The following is an 18,310-nucleotide window of genomic DNA, read 5'->3' on the forward strand; positions in this document are numbered from 1 at the left end:
TCCCTTATTGATTAACAACTAGTTAGATTTACGTACCCGTGGATCAATAATCGAATAGGATATGTCAACTAAAAAATTGACAATCACATAAACTATGGCACTGAAAAAAACAACGCCTTGAATCACAGGTAAATCTTTAGCCATAATCGCATCTGCAACAATTCTGCCAATCCCCTGCCTTGAAAACACAGTTTCAATCACAACCGTACCTGCCATGAGTTCACCGATATTTAAACCGATAATGGTAATAGCAGGAATAAGTGCGTTGCGAAGAGCATGTCGATACATAACAACCCTTTCTGAGAGTCCTTTCGCACGAAGAGTGATAATAAATTGCTCATTAATCACTTCCAGCATGCTATTTCGCACCATTCGTATGATTAAACCTGCACCTACAAATCCAAGAGATAGTGATGGCAGCACTAGTGTTACCCAGCCATCGGAGCCCATAGCTGGAAACCAGTTTAAATAGATGGAAAAAATAAGGATCAGTAAAATCCCTGACCAAAACGTTGGCATTGAAATTCCAAACAAACCAATTAATCTAGCAATAAAATCTATCCATTTATTCCTATAGATTGCCGATAACACTCCAAATGTTACCCCAATCCCCACAGATAATACTGCGCTTGCAATCGTTAAAGCCAGCGTTGCCGGAAAGTGTTCTAAGATCTTCGGCAGGACTGGTTCGCTGTTAACTAAAGATTGACCAAAATCACCATGAAGTACATTTGTAAAATACTCTGTGAATTGTACATAAAGCGGTTGATTGAGTCCCAATTCCTTGCGTAAGTTTTCAACCATTTCAGGTGTTGCAGTAGCGGGATCCAGCATGGACAGCACTGGATCCCCCGGAAGCAAATAGATAATGAAAAAAACAAGGATGAGTGAGCCTAAAATGGATACCAATGCAGTCGAGATTTTCAAAAGGATCTTGTTGGTAACTGCCACATTTATCATCCCCATTCCTACTTTATTTTATAGTGACATCATTGAACAAAGGGTAGCCTAATGGATCAAACTTTATCCCATTAACGGATTTGGTCGCTGCTACTGTATAAGGGAATACATAAATTGGAATGATCCAGGCTTCATCGATAATTTTTTGTTGCACTTTTTGGTAGATATCCGCTCGTTTTGCCGGATCCGATTCTACTGTCCCTTCCTCCAATAATTGATCTAATTCTGGATCAGAGCCACCCCCAAGTCTTTTTATTATTGCCTCTTCTTGTGGGGTAGTTGTATGATAAAAGGCTCGTAATGAATTGGGATCGGAATTAACTTGGCTGTTTCCGTATAAATCATAATCAGCATTCTTTTGAACAACTGAAGCGATATCTTTTGTAATATTTATTTCCACTTTAATACCGATCTTTTTTAATTGTTGCTGAATAATAACAGCAATATCATTTCTCTTCTCTCTGTTAGGAGTTCCATCCACATAATTTAATGTTAGTTTCTTTCCATCTTTTGCTCGGATCCCATCCTCACCTTTTACATAGCCAAGTTCATCAAGGAGTTTATTGGCCTTCTCTAAATCTACCGAGTTACTATTTTCAAGGGATTTATCATAACCTAAGATACCTGGTGTAAGAGGTGACCATGCTCGAGAATAGGTGTTTAAGTAAAGGGTTTTTACAATCGCATCCACATCAACAGCAAGCTGTACAGCTTTACGGGCTCTTACATCATTCCATGGTTCTTTTCTTTGATTAAAAAACAATGTATACGGCAATCCAATTGTGTTTACTTGTAATAATTGATTTTTCGGGTCACCTTTTAAAGAAACAATGTTTTGCGGTGGCACAGTTTCTGCGGCAAGGACCTGCCCGCTCTGTACACTGCCAATACGCGTTGCTTCTTCTGGAATGATTTTAAATGTAATCTTATCAAGGTATGGTGCTGCTTTATTTTCTACAATGGATGGCCCCCACTGATAATCATTATTTTTTTCAACGACAATATCAGCATTTTCCGTCCAGCTAACAAATTTATATGGTCCTGTACCTACAGGATTTTTACCAAACTGATCTCCATATTTTTCTGCAGCTGACGGAGAGACAATCCCAAGCATTGCCTGGCTTAAATTACTTAAAAATGCGGCAGATGGTGTTGAGAGATTAATTTTGATTGTATACTCATCCAGGACTTCTGATGATTCATACGGTCTAAGAAGTGCTACCGAATTTCTTGCTTGTGTTTTTGGGTTAATAATTCTGTCAAAGCTATATTTCACAGCATCAGCATTAAATGGTGTTCCATCGTGAAACGTTACGTCTTGGCGCAGTTTAAACGTATAGCTTTTTCCATCCTCTGATACTGTCCACTCTGTAGCAAGCCATGGCTTGATTGAGTTATCTGGTTCCTGAACTACTAAGCTATCAAAAATCGTTCTGAAGGCACGAACAGCAACGGCTAAACCGCTTCGATGCGGATCAAGTGAATCTGGAGATGTTGCGAGAGCATATGTTAATTCCCCACCATGCTTAGGTTGTGAGTTGACCTTTTCGTTTGTTTCATCCGAATTACTTTTCGTACTAGTACTATTTGCGCATCCAGATAACAGTAGCAATACTGCCATTGAGATGGAGATTACCTTAGTCCAATTTACTAGTTTCACATCAAACGCCCCCTATCAATTTTTCACAGACATTTTTAAGAATGGAACACATACATCCTAGTTTGCACCTTAAATTCTCATTATCCACACCTGAAAACTCGGAATTAAATGTATATATACCCTTTAGTAAACTTTGTTCACTGTTTTAAAAAGATCTTACTTGCAATATAAGGATAATCTTCTTTACTCTCTAATCCCAAATTTCGATTCGTGTTACGAGGGCTCATCAATTGAAATGATTGAAATCTTTCTTCTTCTTTTTCTATCGGTGTATGTATAATAAATTCATCCACCTGATACGTCCGATGAAGTTTATTTAATATTTCGTTTACATAAAAAGGGGTCCCGGCAACAATGTCTGCTTTTTGTTCTGTGATTTCAAATGGTTCGCCGGCCTGCTTACCAAACACTTCCGCTTGCTCAACAGATTGTAATGTCACCGATCGTCCGCTCTGTAAATGGACTTTAACGATTTTTCGGTCTCCTGCCAGTTGTTCTGCTTCTGATTGAGTTGGAGCAGCAATAACCGCCAATGAGATGATGAATCTTCCATTTGGATATCCTTCGTGGTACACCTTTGCCGCTTGTTCTAGTACTTCATCATCGCTATTAATAAATTTTGCAAATACAAATGAGATCCCTAGATTAGTCGCTAGCTGAGCACTCTTAACACTTGCACCGAGTAAAAAAATTTCAGGTTTTTTCTGAGGAATCGGTGTTGCTTGAATACCTGTAAGATGGTGTTTTTCATCAACGGAATTCTCAATTAATTCATTTAAAAAAGTGAGCCGTTCAGAAAAGTCCTTTCCATTATTAACAGTTCCATACTGCAGCGCCTTTGTTGATAATGGAAGACCACCAGGTGCCTTACCAATCCCAAGATCAACTCTTCCCGGTGCAAGATTGGATAAGACATTGAAGTTTTCAGCCACCTTGTAAGGGCTATAATGCTGAAGCATTACTCCACCTGAACCTACTTGAATCTTATTCGTTTGCGCTAATATATATGAAATTAACACCTCAGGTGAGGAACCTGCCAATTGATCTGTATGGTGATGCTCTGATACCCAAAAACGTGAGTAGCCCCATTCTTCTGCTTTTTGGGCCAATAGAACTGTATTCTGTAATGCATTATAAGCAGTGCTCCCTGGAAAAATGGGACTTTGATCTAAAATACTTAACTTAAAGCTCATGTTTTTTCTCCTCCATTTTAATCCGACTTATTTGATATGAAAAATGCATTTTATAATGATTCTCATCCTACCACTGAAAACATTAATCTGACAATACTTTCCTTGATAGTAAAATATTGGTTTCTAATAAAAAAATTCTATCAATACCCTGGGTTTCAAATTTATCTTGATTTCTTTAGAGGTATTACATTTCTTAGCCCATTATCATTCGTAAATTCATTTAGCCTCTTTGAAAGACCTCCATGACCAAATCGGACATATTTAGGTTGTTCTTCTAACATCTCTTCTTTGACAAAATCCAAAAACGCCAAAATCTGAATTCTACGGGAATGAACATTGATAATTCCATACTCGTAAAACCATTGGTCAATCGTATTATAAACACCTCTGTTTACCCGATACTGTTGATTGCACCAATTATAAAACTGTAAATCTGGCAAATTTAGATATTTACTTGTTCCGAAGAAATCTTCCTTTTTTGTTTCTACAAATAGCCTCACATCATTACTATTTTGCCTTATCATTCTTATCATCCTCTCTCTTTATATCCAATAATACACACTTGAATAGTAGGGATTAAGGCTGTGCTTTTCCCTCTTACACTAAGGAATCATTGCTTGTTATTTTATTGTGTTTAATCCTATACCGAGAAGATTGTAATAGCAATACGATTGCTGATAGAAAAATGTAATCTTTACATTAGAAAATTTTATCAAAAGACAGGATCTTTTTCCTTCTCAAATTCTTTAACGGCAAGAAGAATATCATTCCATAGCTCGGGGTACACTAAACCATTACTTAAATGAGCCGCAAATATTTGCTGGTTTATTTGAAGAATATGAGAAACATCTACATCAATCAGCATGCCACTTTCAAGCTCTTCCTTAATGCATAGGTATGGTAAAAATCCTATGCCATTTCTACTTAGAATAATAGATTTTGCGACTTCAAGATGGTCGACTAAAAATTCTATACGAGGACTTACATTTTCCATTTCAAATAACTTATGAATCCGATTCCAGTCAAAAGCGCCGCATTCAAAAAACACCATGGGTTCGCTGGCTAGTTGCTGAACAGATAAATTTTGTTGTATTTGAAAGGAATGTCCAGGATAAACGACCAATCGGACAGAATTATATAGAAGCGCATGTTTTTGTATTCCACGATGAGTAACATCCTTCATAAAGGCGATATCCACTTGCTTGTGAAGAAGCTTATCGAGCAACACATCGTTTGTCGCTGAATAAAATTTATATCGTAATTGGGGATTTGCTTTCTTCAAGAAAGGAAGAGCAAAAGGAATAAAGTATTGTGAAGTAATAATATTAGCTCCAATGACAATTTCTTCAGGATTATCATCCTTCTTCAATAGTTTCTTCCCCTGATCATAGGTACGAATAATTTGCTCGGCATATGGGATAAATGCTTTTCCTTCATCAGATATTGTCAAACTTCTTCCGTTACGCAAAAATAATTCAATCCCAAGATCTCGTTCTAACGTTTTTATTCTCGCAGTAACGGTTGGCTGTGATAAATATAGAGCGTCAGCTGCTTTATGAACACTTTCCAAATGTACTACATACATAAATGCTTCAAGATGATCAATGTTCATTTTCCCGAACCCCTTTCTAGTTTTATTCAATAAAAAAGACCCCTTTACGCATATTGCGTATAGGAGCCTTTGGTCGACCAATCGGCAAATTCCTTTTATTTATGAATTTTCTAAATTTTACTCCAATTAATCCAATAAGTAAAGTATGGATTGAACCGATTTAGAAATTTAGTTCTTCAGAGCTAAAAATCTAAGTTTATTTCGTTAAAGATCTGCCGCCTGGAAGGTATCCCCACCCTCTAAGGTACCGTTTTTGAATCCTTTATTAAACCATCGTTCCCTCTGTTCAGAGGTGCCATGTGTAAAGCTTTCAGGTACAACATAGCCTTGTGCTTTTTTCTGGATGTTATCATCTCCGACCGCATTTGCCGCATTAAGTGCCTCTTCAAGGTCTCCTTTTTCTAGGTAACCCTTTCCTTCCGCGTAGTGGGCCCAAACACCTGCTAAGTAATCTGCCTGCAATTCAAATCGAACTGAATACTCATTGGTCCGTTTCTCGGCTGGTGAACCTTCGTCTTCGCTATGTAAAAGGGTCTGGACGTGATGCCCTACCTCATGGGCGATAACGTAAGCCATCGCAAAATCACCAGGTGCCTGGAATCTTTGCTTTAGTTCCTGATAGAAACCTAAATCAATATAAAGTTTATGGTCACCCGGACAATAGAAGGGTCCCACAGCTGAATTGGCTGCTCCACAAGCCGACTGAACACTATCCCTAAACAAAACGAGCTTTGGATTTTCATATACCATTCCTCGTTTCTCGAATTCAGTTGACCAAACATCTTCTGTATCAGCAAGAACTACAGAAACAAAATCCGCTAGTTCCTCCTCTTTTGTAGATACATTCATTGGAGTGTTTTGATTCGAACCATTCGACGTAGGGGTATTGTTCATTAGATCTCCTGGGTTACCTCCAAGCAGTGCAAAGAGTAGAATGACCACAATACTTCCTATCCCTCCTCCAATCACCGTTTTTCCACCCATGCCCATACTTCTGCGATCTTCAACGTTTGAACTTTGCCGTCTACCTTTCCATCGCATTATTTTTCCTCCCTAAGATTATGCTGATGTGATAGTGTTTACTTCTTTTCTGGTATTTATCAATCCTTTAATCTTGTTCATCGACATAAAAAAGTGTTCAGGAAATTATCCCTGAACACTTTATTTCATTCATTCAAACCTTATAAGGGCACTCATAGCCTTCTCGAATGACACTTTTTTATTTCTAACAAGATTCCGGTCACTCATAGCCTTCATGAGTGACCACTTTTCTAAATTCAACAAGATTTCGAGCACTCATAGCCTTCATGAGTAACAACTTTTCTAAATCCAACAAGATTTCGAGCACTCATAACCTACGTGAGTGACCAGCTATTAATTATATTTTTTGTCAAAGTCAAACTCAACTTCTTCAAGTTTAACCACTTTCGTTTTCTTAATCAGTTTATATCCAAAATATAAACTAAGGAAAAACGGAATGCCTAAGTATGCTGCTACAACACCGCCCCAATCAATCTGGTCGCCAAGAAAGGCTTGGAAATTTTGAGCTACTATGACGATAATTCCACAAGCAATCGCGAAGATTGGCCCGATAGGAAACCATTTTGCTTTATAGGGTAATTTGTCCAATGAATGCCCTTGAGAGACAAGGGCTTTTCGGAACCGATAATGACTGATGGAAATACCCAGCCAAAAGATAAATCCAGTTATACTGATCGCGTTCATTAACCAAATATAGACCATACCATCACCGAAAAAGGAAGCCAAAAAGGCAAGAGCACCAATGGCACAGGTTAGAATAATACCTGCAACTGGAACTCCACGGTTGTTAAGTTTTCCAAAAATCCGCGGTGCTTGTCCCGACTTCGCCATCGAATACAACATACGTGTTGAAGCATACAAACTAGAATTACCAGCTGATAATAAAGCAGTTAAAATAACAGCATTCATGAGTGAAGCAGCAAAGGCAATCCCAGCCTTTTCAAAAATGAGGGTAAATGGACTTACCATCACACTATCATTTTGTAAATTCGGATTGTTATAAGGAATAAGAAGGCCAATTACACCAATCGCCAAGATGTAAAAAATTAGGATTCTCCAGAAAACATTTTTAATTGCCTTTGGTACATTTTTTGCAGGATTCTCACTTTCACCTGCCGTAACCCCCACGATTTCCGTACCTTGGAATGAAAAACCTGCTGCAATAAAAACAATAAAAACACTTAATATACCTCCTGAAAAAGGAGCTTTATCTACTGTAAAGTTTTTAAACCCTACTGCTTCTCCTCCCATAATGCCGAAAATCATCAGTAAGCCAACAATAATAAATAGTACAATCGCTGATACTTTTATTAAGGAGAGCCAATATTCCCCTTCCCCATAACCTTTAACCGATAAATAGTTTAATAGAAATATTAGCGCCAAAAATGTTGCACTCCATACCCAAGAAGGACTATCCGGAAACCAAAATTTCATGATCATGGTTGAGGCGGCTAATTCAGCAGCAATGGTCATCGCCCAGCTAAACCAGTAGGTCCATCCAATCGCAAAACCAAATGCAGGATCCACAAATTTTGTTCCATATGTACTAAACGAACCGCTTACGGGCATAAAAGCAGCCATTTCCCCTAAACTAGTCATGATAAAAAAGACCATTGCGCCCACTATAGCATATGCAAGCAGTGCTCCACCTGGCCCGGCAGTACTGATAGCTGCCCCGCTGCTAAGGAACAGTCCAGTACCAATCGCACCTCCGATTGAAATCATTGTTAAATGACGGGATTTTAATTCCCGTTTTAATGTCTGTTCATTTTGTCGTTCTACAGATTGCTGGAATTTTTCAAGTTCACGTTCTGGTAACATTTACTTCAGTCCTTTCATATTTTAATAGAAAACGGTTACATATTACAGATAAGAACAAAAGAAGTGTCTACAAGTCATCGTAAATAGACTTGTAGACACTTCTTATATCGTGTCACAAGTTCCACCTTCCTTCTCATAAACGCTTACGAGGTTAGCTGTCGGATTCGGGCCTCTTGAGTAGCCCTACCTTAAAAAAGGATTCACCCCTTGGATTGAAATGGTTCCCCCGTACCTAAACGGTTTCAGCGATTTAGAAATTTGAAACTATTTTTATTATTATAATAGTTACTATTTTAAAAAAAGTAAAATACTTTTTTACAAAAATATAAAAATAGCCCAAAGTTCCCACTTAACACATTCTCACTTAAATACTTGGCAAAATTGTTCTATAATCTTGATTTAACTATATCAAAATCATTATAGTATATTACTTCACTGAGAATTTTACACCCTTTAATACTCGTGTAAGTGGCCCTTGCTTCCTCTTGATTATCAAACTCAAACATTTGAATATTCTTTTCTGAGTGCACCGTTATGATCCACATAAAACATCCCTCACTTATCGTTTTTTAAAGGCAAGACTGAACCTTCTGAATATTTCAGATAGATCAAACCAGTTTCTTCAGGTTTTCAAATAGTCTCCTTTCCTTCGATTACTTTTCATTTAATTTGCTTCTTAGCACCATTAGCACTATTAATTCGTTTTATACCTTATTATTCTTTATTGCAATAAGTGTGCCAACCTGATTCCCCTAAGAAATATACATTTAACTATTCTTTTACAAGGAATTACTGCAAATTTTTTTTGCTCTATGCCAAAATATTTTGCACAACATAACGTTTAATCTCCTCAGTTAAGTTGTTGAACAATCTCTATGGAAAGAAAAAAAGTATCTCTAATCAATAGAGATACTTTTAGTAGGTCAACCTATTTTGTTGCAGAAGCAATCGATGATTCAGGTGATGTTACCTTGTCATAAAAATCAACGTATTTATCCCGATCCGCACTATCACGGTATGCCATAGCGACACGTGGATGTTCATTCAGTACACCAGAAATCATATAAGGAATGATATAACCCCATTCCCACTTTTGGCGCATTTCTAACATGTGCTTTTCAATCACTTCAAGCACTGGCTTTAGTTCATAACTTGGTTTTTGTATGTAGCTAACAAGAAGTTCTGTGTTACAATTACCGGCAGCACGACCCATGCCATATACAGATGAGTCCAAAAATGTAACCCCATTTTGCAACGCAGTTAATGTATTGGCAAATGCTAGCTGCATGTTGTTATGTGTGTGGATTCCAAGTTGTTTGTCAGGAATTAACGCTTGGAACTTTTTCACTTGATGCTCAATATCTTTAGGATCCAGGCTTCCAAAGGAATCAACGATATAGACAACATCTACTGGACTTTCCTTTACCATTTCAAACGCTTTCGTAAGTTGTTGTTCCGGTACACTTGATAGAGCCATAATGTTAAGTGAAGTCTCATAGCCCAAATCATGAAACATTTGTACAAGTTCTAACCCTTTATCTACTTCGCGGATATAGCACGCCACTCGAATCATATCTAAAACACTTTGCTCGCGTGGTAGAATGTCATTGGGATCTACACGGCCAATATCAACAAGAGCTGAAAACTTTGTATGTTTTTTCACAGGGAAAATTTCCTTCAGGAAGTTATCATCAAGAAATCTCCATGGATTGGGCTCAGTTGCTTTTAGAAGCTTAGGGGAATTTTTGTAGCCAATCTCCATGTATTCAACACCCGCCGCGCTTAAGCCATTGTACAAGTCTTGAACAAATTCAACGCTGAAATCCCAATTGTTAACTAAGCCTCCATCTCTGATGGTGCAGTCTATTATTTTGCTACGATGATCCATGAAGTAAATCCTCCTGTATATTTATTTTTATCATTGTCTCTCGTATGCTTTAAAGCGCTAAAATGATTCTTACTGTGTTTATATCACTTTTCATTCGAAAGAGTCAATCTATTTTCTAAAAATTGTTTTTTTAAAGTATACTATTTCTTAATAGAAAAAGCCATTCCCTCTTGCATTAATGTTTAAGAGAAATGGCTTTTTAATAACATTACACTACTTTAGTTAATATATTGGTTTGATCTTGTTTGACTTGTCCTTTTCTCAGACTTATCATCGCTATAAACGAGATACAATATAGTGCTGCAAGATATCCCATTGCTACCGTTACATTTGCGTTTTGCAGGATATATCCTACTAATATAGGAGATAACCCTCCTAAGGCCCTACCAAAGTTAAAAATCGTGTTAGTCGCTGTACTGCGAATTTCTACTGAATAATACTTGCTAATTAATGCTCCATAACCTGCAAACATTCCATTAGAAAAGAATCCTACAATCGCACCGCCAATTAGAAGACCTGTGCTGCCTGAAGCAAAGGAATATAGGAAGACAGCAACGGCGGAAGCAGATAAGAAGATTCCATATGAGCGTTTCATTCCAAAACGATCCATAAATTGTCCAAATGTTAACATACCTGCAATCATTCCCGCTGCGGTACTAATCGTCCAAAGCGCCGAACTTGAAACAGATAACCCTTGGGATTGTTGGAGCATAGATGGCAGCCAAATCATCAAACCATTGTAACCTGCAATTTGAACTGTTGCCATTGTTGCTAAAGCAATTGTTGTTACAGTAATTCTAGGAGTAGCAAACAATTGCTTTAGTTTTCCTTGCCTCTGAACCGGTTGTTTTTTCTTTTGTGAAGCTAGCCATACAGGTGATTCGTCTAGTTTCTTACGTACGATAAAGGCGAATATAACTGGGACCAATCCGACGAAGAACAATCCTCTCCATCCCCAAGAAGGAAGAATCATCGCGCTAAGAAGAGCTGCAAGGATAACACCGTATTGAGCACCGACACTAACGTATGAAGAAGCGCGCCCTTGTTTATTTTTTGGCCATGCCTCAGCGACAAGTGCCATACCAATTCCGTATTCTCCGCCTGCTCCTAAGCCTGCAATAAACCTATATAAATATACTTGTTCAATATTTTGTGCCAGCCCAGTTAACGCCGTACCGATAGCAAATAGTAGAATCGTATAGGTGAAAATTCTTACTCTCCCGAATTTATCCGCTAAAATACCAAAAATAACTCCCCCAGCAAGCATTCCTAAATTAGTAATGGAAGATATAAGACCACCAGCCGCCATATCGATATGAAACTCCGAAATAATCATCGACATCGCAAAGGATATAAACATGATATCCATGCCCTCTAATGTTAAACCTGCAACTGAAGCGACTACTGTTTTTTTACGATAATCCAATTCATTCATTCTCCTTTCAAGCCTCACAGGACTTAGATTAAAAGATAGCGAAAATAAAATGCCCTTCCATCCAAAGGACAAAAGGGCATTCATAGACATAATAAATATATGTATGAAGTTTACTTTCGCCTTTTTGGCCTCTCTGGACCAGATTAAAGGGATTTAATTTTAACTTATAGTATCATGATAATAATCAGGTGACAATATATTAAAAAAATAAAATATTAATTCCCTTTTCAAAAAACCGCACAAGTGGTAATCACTGTGCGGTTTAATAAGTTCATAGTATTTATTCATAATCTTCACTACGCCATTCATCCTTCCAATCGAGATACGCCATTTTTCCATCAAACCGAAAAGGCAGCCATACGTAACCCGCTTTTGTCGTATCTACGACAAATTCTGGCCCTCTCTCTATTTCTGTTTTATCAAAGTCAGGATTAAAGATTCTCTCAAAAATTTCTACTGACTTTTCATCATGTAACCACCTCTAGTTCAAAGAAGAATAGAAATATTGTATGAAAAAAGGGGTGTCTACTCTTGATTTACACCCCTTCAAACCTATCATACCTTTAAGTACTGTTTACCATTCACCTGAACTCTGGATCTTTTAGTAGTAATAATTTCGGCTTCTACTTCAGCTGGCAGTGTTATTTGCAGGTCAATATACTCTCCTAAATCTTTACAGTAGATATCAATCTTACCTTGTGGAATCGGCACAGATCCCTTTATCCACTTTAATCCATTTAAATTAGGTGAAATTTCTACTTTCGTAAATCCTGGTTCTAATGGTTTCACGCCTAAAAACAATACACCAAAAACATAGGTTGGGGCTGCAGACCAAGCGTGGCAATGACTGCGGCTAAAGTCACCTTCAATTAATTCCCAGCCTTCCCAACATGTTGTGGCGTCATGTTCGAGCATAAAACCATAGATTTCCCGGATATTATCTAGGATCATCTCGTTTTTACCTAAACTCATTAAAGCCTGGTAATAGAAAAATAAAACAAAAGGACTTTTTATTTGGACAAAATCCTTTGGCGGATTTGTTAAATATTCCTCTATGATTTGCCTGCGTTGCCCTTCTGAGCAATTTGATAGATAAACAATTAAATTTGTTTGGATACTGCGAGTTTTAGATTTTTCTCCATCCTCATGAATACTATCGATAAAGACTTTTCCCTCTTCATCCCATAAGTGTTCGTTTATTGCCTTTTTTAGGTTATTGGCTAGCGTTATAAAGTTGGCTGCATCTTCATGTTCTCCGATGGTTGAGGCTAGATAAGCGGTTTGTCTTGTTGCTTCGACAAGGAGAGCATTTTGATGGGTTACAATCTTATGTTCCGTATCCATTGGGGCCCAATCTAACATGTTCCAGGCATAGATTTCTACTAATCCATCCTCATTCAAAAATTCTTGAAAACGTTGAAGTGTCAGTTTGAGTTCAGGATAAACTTCTTTAATAAATTCTAAGTCGCCGGAATAGCGATAATATTCTCTGCATGCCATCATCCATAAAATCGACCATGCCGTTAATACATTCTGCCACCCGCTTGGTACATGGGATTCTGGCAGCGGAGAACGATAAACTGATCGAGAAATTAACCTTAAACATCGCCTAATTAGATCATAGTTTCCAAAAGCATAGTAATTCATCAGAGAAATGTTATACGAATCACCCGTCCATAGAGCCTGTTCATAGGCTGGGCAGTCAATAATGGTATCCTGAGCACACATACGAATGGTATGCTTTGATATTTCCCATATTTGATTTAATTGATAATCAGAACTGTTAAAGGACCCTGCATTTCCAGTTGGGAATGTCGTTACATCGACTTTAATCGTAAAGATCTTACAAGGACTTTTAAGATTTCGAATCGTAAGCAGCATATACCGGAAACCCCTAGGGACATAAGACCGATAACTTTGCCTGCCGTCTCTAGAAATATAACGCAATGAATTATTCAATGAAAACGTATGTTCAATTCTTCCATCCTGATGGATACTCTCAAATAAGAAAAAATCAAAGATCGTTCCTTTTACAGCTTCTATTTCAAATTCTATATATCCAAGATATTCCTTACCAAAATCGATTAGGTATTCACTATCCCCATGCTCCATGGGTTGAATAGTTGTAAAACTATGATTCGCTACTATCATATTTTGATGCTGTAAGTTGAGAGAATGTGTTTTAATGTCTTTTTTAAATATGGAAAGAAGGCTTACATTATCAGAACAAACCTGGTTATTTGGAATATCCATAATCCATTTTTTAACTAATGCTAATTCACTAAGCGATGACACTGTCTTTACTTGTAAATATTCCTCTTTTTCTGGGAGCAAATTTTGAAAGTGTTTCCCTATTTGCAGTATGGTTTCGGTATAAAAAGGTCCTATTACCGAAAATCTAGCATCACTTGACGAAAAAGGAGCCTTGAACTCTGCTTTATCAGGAAAATCAAAAGCTAAATGCATGGTCGGTTCGTGAAAAGACCCTCCTACATCTATTAGTAATAAGTTTGCACCCTTTCTTAGAGTAACAGTTTCATATTTTCCATTTTTGGTTTTATATTCAACCCCGTTCAGTTTAAACTCCCATTTGGCTTCTGCATGAGCATCAAATATCAGGGTCATAATTCCCTCAACATCACTTTTTACATATATTTCAGTCACTACATAACCTTGTATCCTTTTTCCGGAGTTATTATCGAATTGACCCGGAAAAAAGGATGGTTTTAAATCAATAGAAAAGTGCTGTGAAATCGGTTTTACTTCTTTGCGTGCCAATACACTTTTTGGATAGATTGGTTCATTGGTTAAATGTGGTATATCTCTAGGGACGAGGGTGTTCCACGGGGCCATCCCATAAGCACCAATTATTTCAACATTAGACCAAGATGAATCATCAAAATTAAGCTGTTCCCACTTACAATCAAAAAACTCTGCATTATAAATTTCAGCCCATGATAAACAATTAGACATTTTCACGGTTTCTTTAATAAAGCCATCATGATTGGCAGTCTTCCAGTTTTCATCCGTTAGGATCTGATTAATGACCTGATTATTTTGATAGAAGTCAATTTGGGCGATTAATCCACCGCGTCCTTCTATATAATGCATGGTTCCAATCCCATAATGGTTTACCAATACTGCAATGACATTTTCACCTTCTTTTAAACCGCTTAATTCGTACTGGTCATAATACCATTCGTTTGTCCAGCCGCGAACAGGACCCGAACCGATAAGTTCCCCATTAATATAAACGGTATACTTCGTGTCTGCGGATAACGATAATGTTGCAACTTCATAAGCGGAAGGTAAGGTAATTTTTCTTCGAAAACAAGACCATTGATTTCTAGGATATTCACCGCTCTGATCCCAAATCCATTTTGACTTCCATTCCATTTTTGCTCCTCCTATTGGAAAAGACCCGATTCATACAGAAGAACTGCAAATCTGGGTCTCACTCTATTTATTTATATATATAGTGAATGCCAGTAGGATAGTCCCATTACTTGACAGATCCGGCTGTCATTCCTGCAACAATCTTCTTGTTAAAGATGATGAACAAGATGAGCGGTGGAATTGAAATTAATAAGACATTCGTGAACAGCAAATTCCACTTTGTCATGTACATACTCATGAAATTATAAAGTGTTAGTTGTAATGTGGCGTTATCTGCACCGGGAAAAAAGTATAATGGATTAACGAAGTCATTGTAGACGCTAACAGCAGTCAATACAATGACAGTAGCAGAAACTGGCTTTAATAACGGTAATATGATGTTAAAGAATAAGCGAAATCTTCCACAGCCATCAATTAGTGCCGCCTCATCCAGAGACTTTGGAATCGTAACCATGAATCCTCGATACAAAATAATCGTAAATGGCAAATTTAGTGCCACTTCTATCAGGACTATTCCTGGCAGTGTTTTAAACAATCCGATTTCTTGTAGTACCCATATTGTCGGAACTACCGCTGGGGGAATAATCAGCCCTGCTAGTATTAGAAAGTTAAAGAAAGGAGTAGCTTTCGTTACTTTTCGCTGCAATACATATCCGGCAGCAGCACCAAGGATGATTAAAAGAATAATAGACAATCCAGTAATCATCACACTATTAAAAAATGCTCGAATGATCATTCCATCTCTTGCGGTTATTACCTCTTGGATATTCTCCATCAAATGAAAGGAACTTGGCCAATTCATATTTAATAAAGAAGATTCCTGTGTATTTTTAAAAGCATTAATAATGACAAAATAAAAAGGAATTCCAAAGATTGCTAATGTTGCCAGGACCCCGAAACATTCCACAAAAATCTTCCATAACTTCTTGCCTGTTATTGTCTTCCTTTTTTTATTTATTATGGGGTTTGTTTCAAAATCCCCCAGTACAACTTTACTCATTACAAATCCACCTCTTTTTTATTGAGATACGAATATAGAGGGAATGCTAAGGCAGAAACCAGTATGAATAAAATCACGTTTCCAGCGGTTGAAAGGCCGAAAAATCCAGCCTGATACTGTTTATAAATGATAGAAGCAATCAAGTCTGTACTGAAGCCTGGTCCACCTTTTGTCATCGTCCAGATTAAATCAAAAGAACGTAACCCGCCAATAAAAGAAAGAATAATAACTGTGTTCATTGCAGGACGGCTAAGCGGTAAGATGATACTTTTAAAATTATGCCAAGCGTTTCCGCCATCAATTTTTAGTGCCTCATAATAATCCTGTGGAATCGACATAATGCCTGCAATGAAGATGACGGTCGCCATTCCGACTCCTTTCCACACATCCACCAATGCAACTGATAAAAGGGCAATATTTGTATCCCCTAACCAGTCAGGTCCGACAATTCCTAAGCCTTGAAGTACAATATTAATAATTCCTTGTGAAGGATGCATCATCATCGTAAAGGCAATACCAACTGCGATGGTACTTAATAGTGTCGGAAAAAAAATCATCGAACGAATAAATCCTACTGTTTTCAACTTAGAACTAAGGTATACGCCAAGCAATAGACCTAAAATGACTTTCAAACCACTTGTTACCACTGCATAGATCAATGTGTTTTTAAAACCAATATTTAAAGATGGTTCTGATAAAAAAGTTTTAAAGTTCTCAAAACCAATAAATTCCCAATCTGTTAACGTCCACCATGTCATACTGAAAAACAGGGACATAATCGTTGGCAACAAGAAAAAAACAAAATAAATAATTCCTGCTGGTAATAAGAAGTAATACGTATAGGTTTTATTTGCTAACTTATTCACCTGCTGCTCCTCCCTTCAAACCCTTTAGAAAATAGCAGCCCTGCTAGAGACTAGTCAGGGCCAATAAATTATTGATGAAAATTCCTTACCAACCTTCAAGACCTAATTGTTTTGCTTGTTTTTCAACATCTTTGTCATATAATTCAGCGCCCTCTTTGGCTGAACTAATTCCACTTCCAACCTGCGTTGTAATTTGCTCCAAGCTTGGACCTTTAACAGGGCTCAAGAATTCAAGAGCAGGAGCATTATTACCAGAATCAAAGTACTGAATCATGTCTGTCACTGCTGGGTACACATCGTCAGGAAGTTCTACACCTTCAATGGCAAACGGTCCAGTTGGAGGAATTTTAGATGAATAGATTGTCACACCTTCTTGGGAAACGTAAAACTCTAAAAATTTCTTTGCAGCATCAATATGCTCACTATTTTTGTTAATAAAGATACCTGCTGGCATCCACACCGTTAAACCATTTTTTTCTGCACTATCACTTGGCTGAGCGAAAACTCCGATATCTTGCATTTTGTCTGGAAAAGTTGTTGCCAGATTTGCTAATGCGAAGGTAATCATTGGATAGTGGGCTCCCTCACCGTCCGCTAACATTTTTAATCCTGCATCATAGCCAGTAGCTAGGAATTCTTTATTCATGTAACCTTTTTTAAATACTTCTTCTAATTTCTCAAAACTGCGAAGTGCAGCTGGAGTAGCAGCGATTTTTGCCTTGTTTGCAGTAAAATCTTCGGCAAAAGTCGGATTTTCTTGGAGGACATTATAGTTATCCGCAAGAACAATTACTTGAGATGTCCAAGTATCCTTGAATGTGCCAATAACGGCTGTTTTACCAGCTTGTTTAATTTTTTCGTTATTCGCCATCAATTCGTCCCATGTTTTAGGAACCGAGAGGCCAAGGTCGGCATAAACCTTTTTGTTATATAACCAGCCGCCCGCATTTGTAGGAGTACCCGGAATTCCAAACACTTTGCCATTTGCAGAAACGGCATCTTTGTAATCGTCCATGATAGTTTCCATGAATGGTTCTTTACTCAGGTCAACAAAATTTTGCTCAGGATTTAGTGCCTGCAATTGGGATCCTGAGTTATTCCAAACCAAATCTGTCATATCTCCTGTTGCAAGTCGTGTTTTGATAATATTGTCGCCCTCAGACCCGCCAGGACGAGTCTCTATTTCTACTTTTATATTATTTTTCTTTTCAAACTCATCAATAATTGCCTCGATCCCGTCTAGTTGTGTTTGGTTATCAATTAAAAATGTAACCGTTTCTGTTTCTGAACTTTTCCCATCACCTGAACTAGTTTCTTCTTTGCTGGTACACCCTGCTAATACTCCTGCCATTAGTGCGCTGCTAAGTAATAATGGTACTAATTTTTTTCTTTTTGCTTTGAACATCTTTTTTCCCCCTTATAATGTGTCTAATCTAAA

Annotated in this window: 13 protein-coding genes and 1 riboswitch; all 13 genes read right to left on the bottom strand. The window is 37.6% G+C overall.

The genetic code is table 11. The annotated features are described in order from the left end of the window. Positions 1 to 18: 18 nt before the first annotated feature. Entirely contained in the window at positions 19 to 960 is a 942-nt protein-coding gene (locus QUG14_RS07860) for an ABC transporter permease (RefSeq protein ID WP_289339961.1), read from the bottom strand. 13 nt (positions 961 to 973) lie between these two features. Continuing rightward, entirely contained in the window at positions 974 to 2,581 is a 1,608-nt protein-coding gene (locus QUG14_RS07865; protein ID WP_289344095.1) for an ABC transporter substrate-binding protein, read from the bottom strand. Positions 2,582 to 2,757: 176 nt separating this feature from the next. After that, positions 2,758 to 3,813, bottom strand: coding sequence for an LLM class flavin-dependent oxidoreductase (locus QUG14_RS07870; protein WP_289339962.1), 1,056 nt, complete (start codon positions 3,811 to 3,813; stop codon positions 2,758 to 2,760). Positions 3,814 to 3,974: 161 nt separating this feature from the next. Next, positions 3,975 to 4,337, bottom strand: a complete 363-nt coding sequence (locus tag QUG14_RS07875; protein ID WP_289339963.1) for a hypothetical protein — start codon at positions 4,335 to 4,337, stop codon at positions 3,975 to 3,977. Between the two features lie 188 nt (positions 4,338 to 4,525). Then, the gene (locus QUG14_RS07880; protein ID WP_289339964.1) at positions 4,526 to 5,425 is read right to left on the bottom strand and encodes a LysR family transcriptional regulator; all 900 of its coding nucleotides are present in this window, start codon (positions 5,423 to 5,425) and stop codon (positions 4,526 to 4,528) included. Between the two features lie 204 nt (positions 5,426 to 5,629). Beyond that, entirely contained in the window at positions 5,630 to 6,466 is an 837-nt protein-coding gene (gene ypfJ, locus QUG14_RS07885; protein WP_289339965.1) for a KPN_02809 family neutral zinc metallopeptidase, read from the bottom strand. A gap of 333 nt (positions 6,467 to 6,799) precedes the next feature. Continuing rightward, positions 6,800 to 8,287, bottom strand: coding sequence for an amino acid permease (locus tag QUG14_RS07890; protein ID WP_483310712.1), 1,488 nt, complete (start codon positions 8,285 to 8,287; stop codon positions 6,800 to 6,802). Positions 8,288 to 8,412: 125 nt separating this feature from the next. Then, positions 8,413 to 8,545, bottom strand: a riboswitch (cyclic di-AMP (ydaO/yuaA leader). 670 nt (positions 8,546 to 9,215) lie between these two features. Beyond that, positions 9,216 to 10,175, bottom strand: a complete 960-nt coding sequence (locus tag QUG14_RS07895; RefSeq protein ID WP_289339966.1) for an aldolase catalytic domain-containing protein — start codon at positions 10,173 to 10,175, stop codon at positions 9,216 to 9,218. A 208-nt stretch (positions 10,176 to 10,383) separates the two neighbouring features. Further along, entirely contained in the window at positions 10,384 to 11,601 is a 1,218-nt protein-coding gene (locus QUG14_RS07900; RefSeq protein ID WP_289339967.1) for an MFS transporter, read from the bottom strand. A 564-nt stretch (positions 11,602 to 12,165) separates the two neighbouring features. Continuing rightward, a complete protein-coding gene (locus tag QUG14_RS07905) occupies positions 12,166 to 15,006 on the bottom strand; it encodes a family 78 glycoside hydrolase catalytic domain (RefSeq protein ID WP_289339968.1) in 2,841 nt (946 codons plus the stop codon). Positions 15,007 to 15,112: 106 nt separating this feature from the next. Then, complete coding sequence (locus tag QUG14_RS07910) at positions 15,113 to 16,006, bottom strand: carbohydrate ABC transporter permease (RefSeq protein ID WP_289339969.1); 894 nt, start codon at positions 16,004 to 16,006, stop codon at positions 15,113 to 15,115. Then, positions 16,006 to 16,872, bottom strand: coding sequence for a carbohydrate ABC transporter permease (locus QUG14_RS07915; RefSeq protein ID WP_289339970.1), 867 nt, complete (start codon positions 16,870 to 16,872; stop codon positions 16,006 to 16,008). The genes QUG14_RS07910 and QUG14_RS07915 overlap by 1 nt, the downstream gene beginning before the upstream one ends. An 85-nt stretch (positions 16,873 to 16,957) precedes the next feature. Next, complete coding sequence (locus QUG14_RS07920; RefSeq protein ID WP_289339971.1) at positions 16,958 to 18,277, bottom strand: ABC transporter substrate-binding protein; 1,320 nt, start codon at positions 18,275 to 18,277, stop codon at positions 16,958 to 16,960. Between the last annotated feature and the right edge of the window lie 33 nt (positions 18,278 to 18,310).

It is taken from the genome of Neobacillus sp. CF12 (genome assembly GCF_030348765.1).
Taxonomy (GTDB): domain Bacteria; phylum Bacillota; class Bacilli; order Bacillales; family Cytobacillaceae; genus Neobacillus.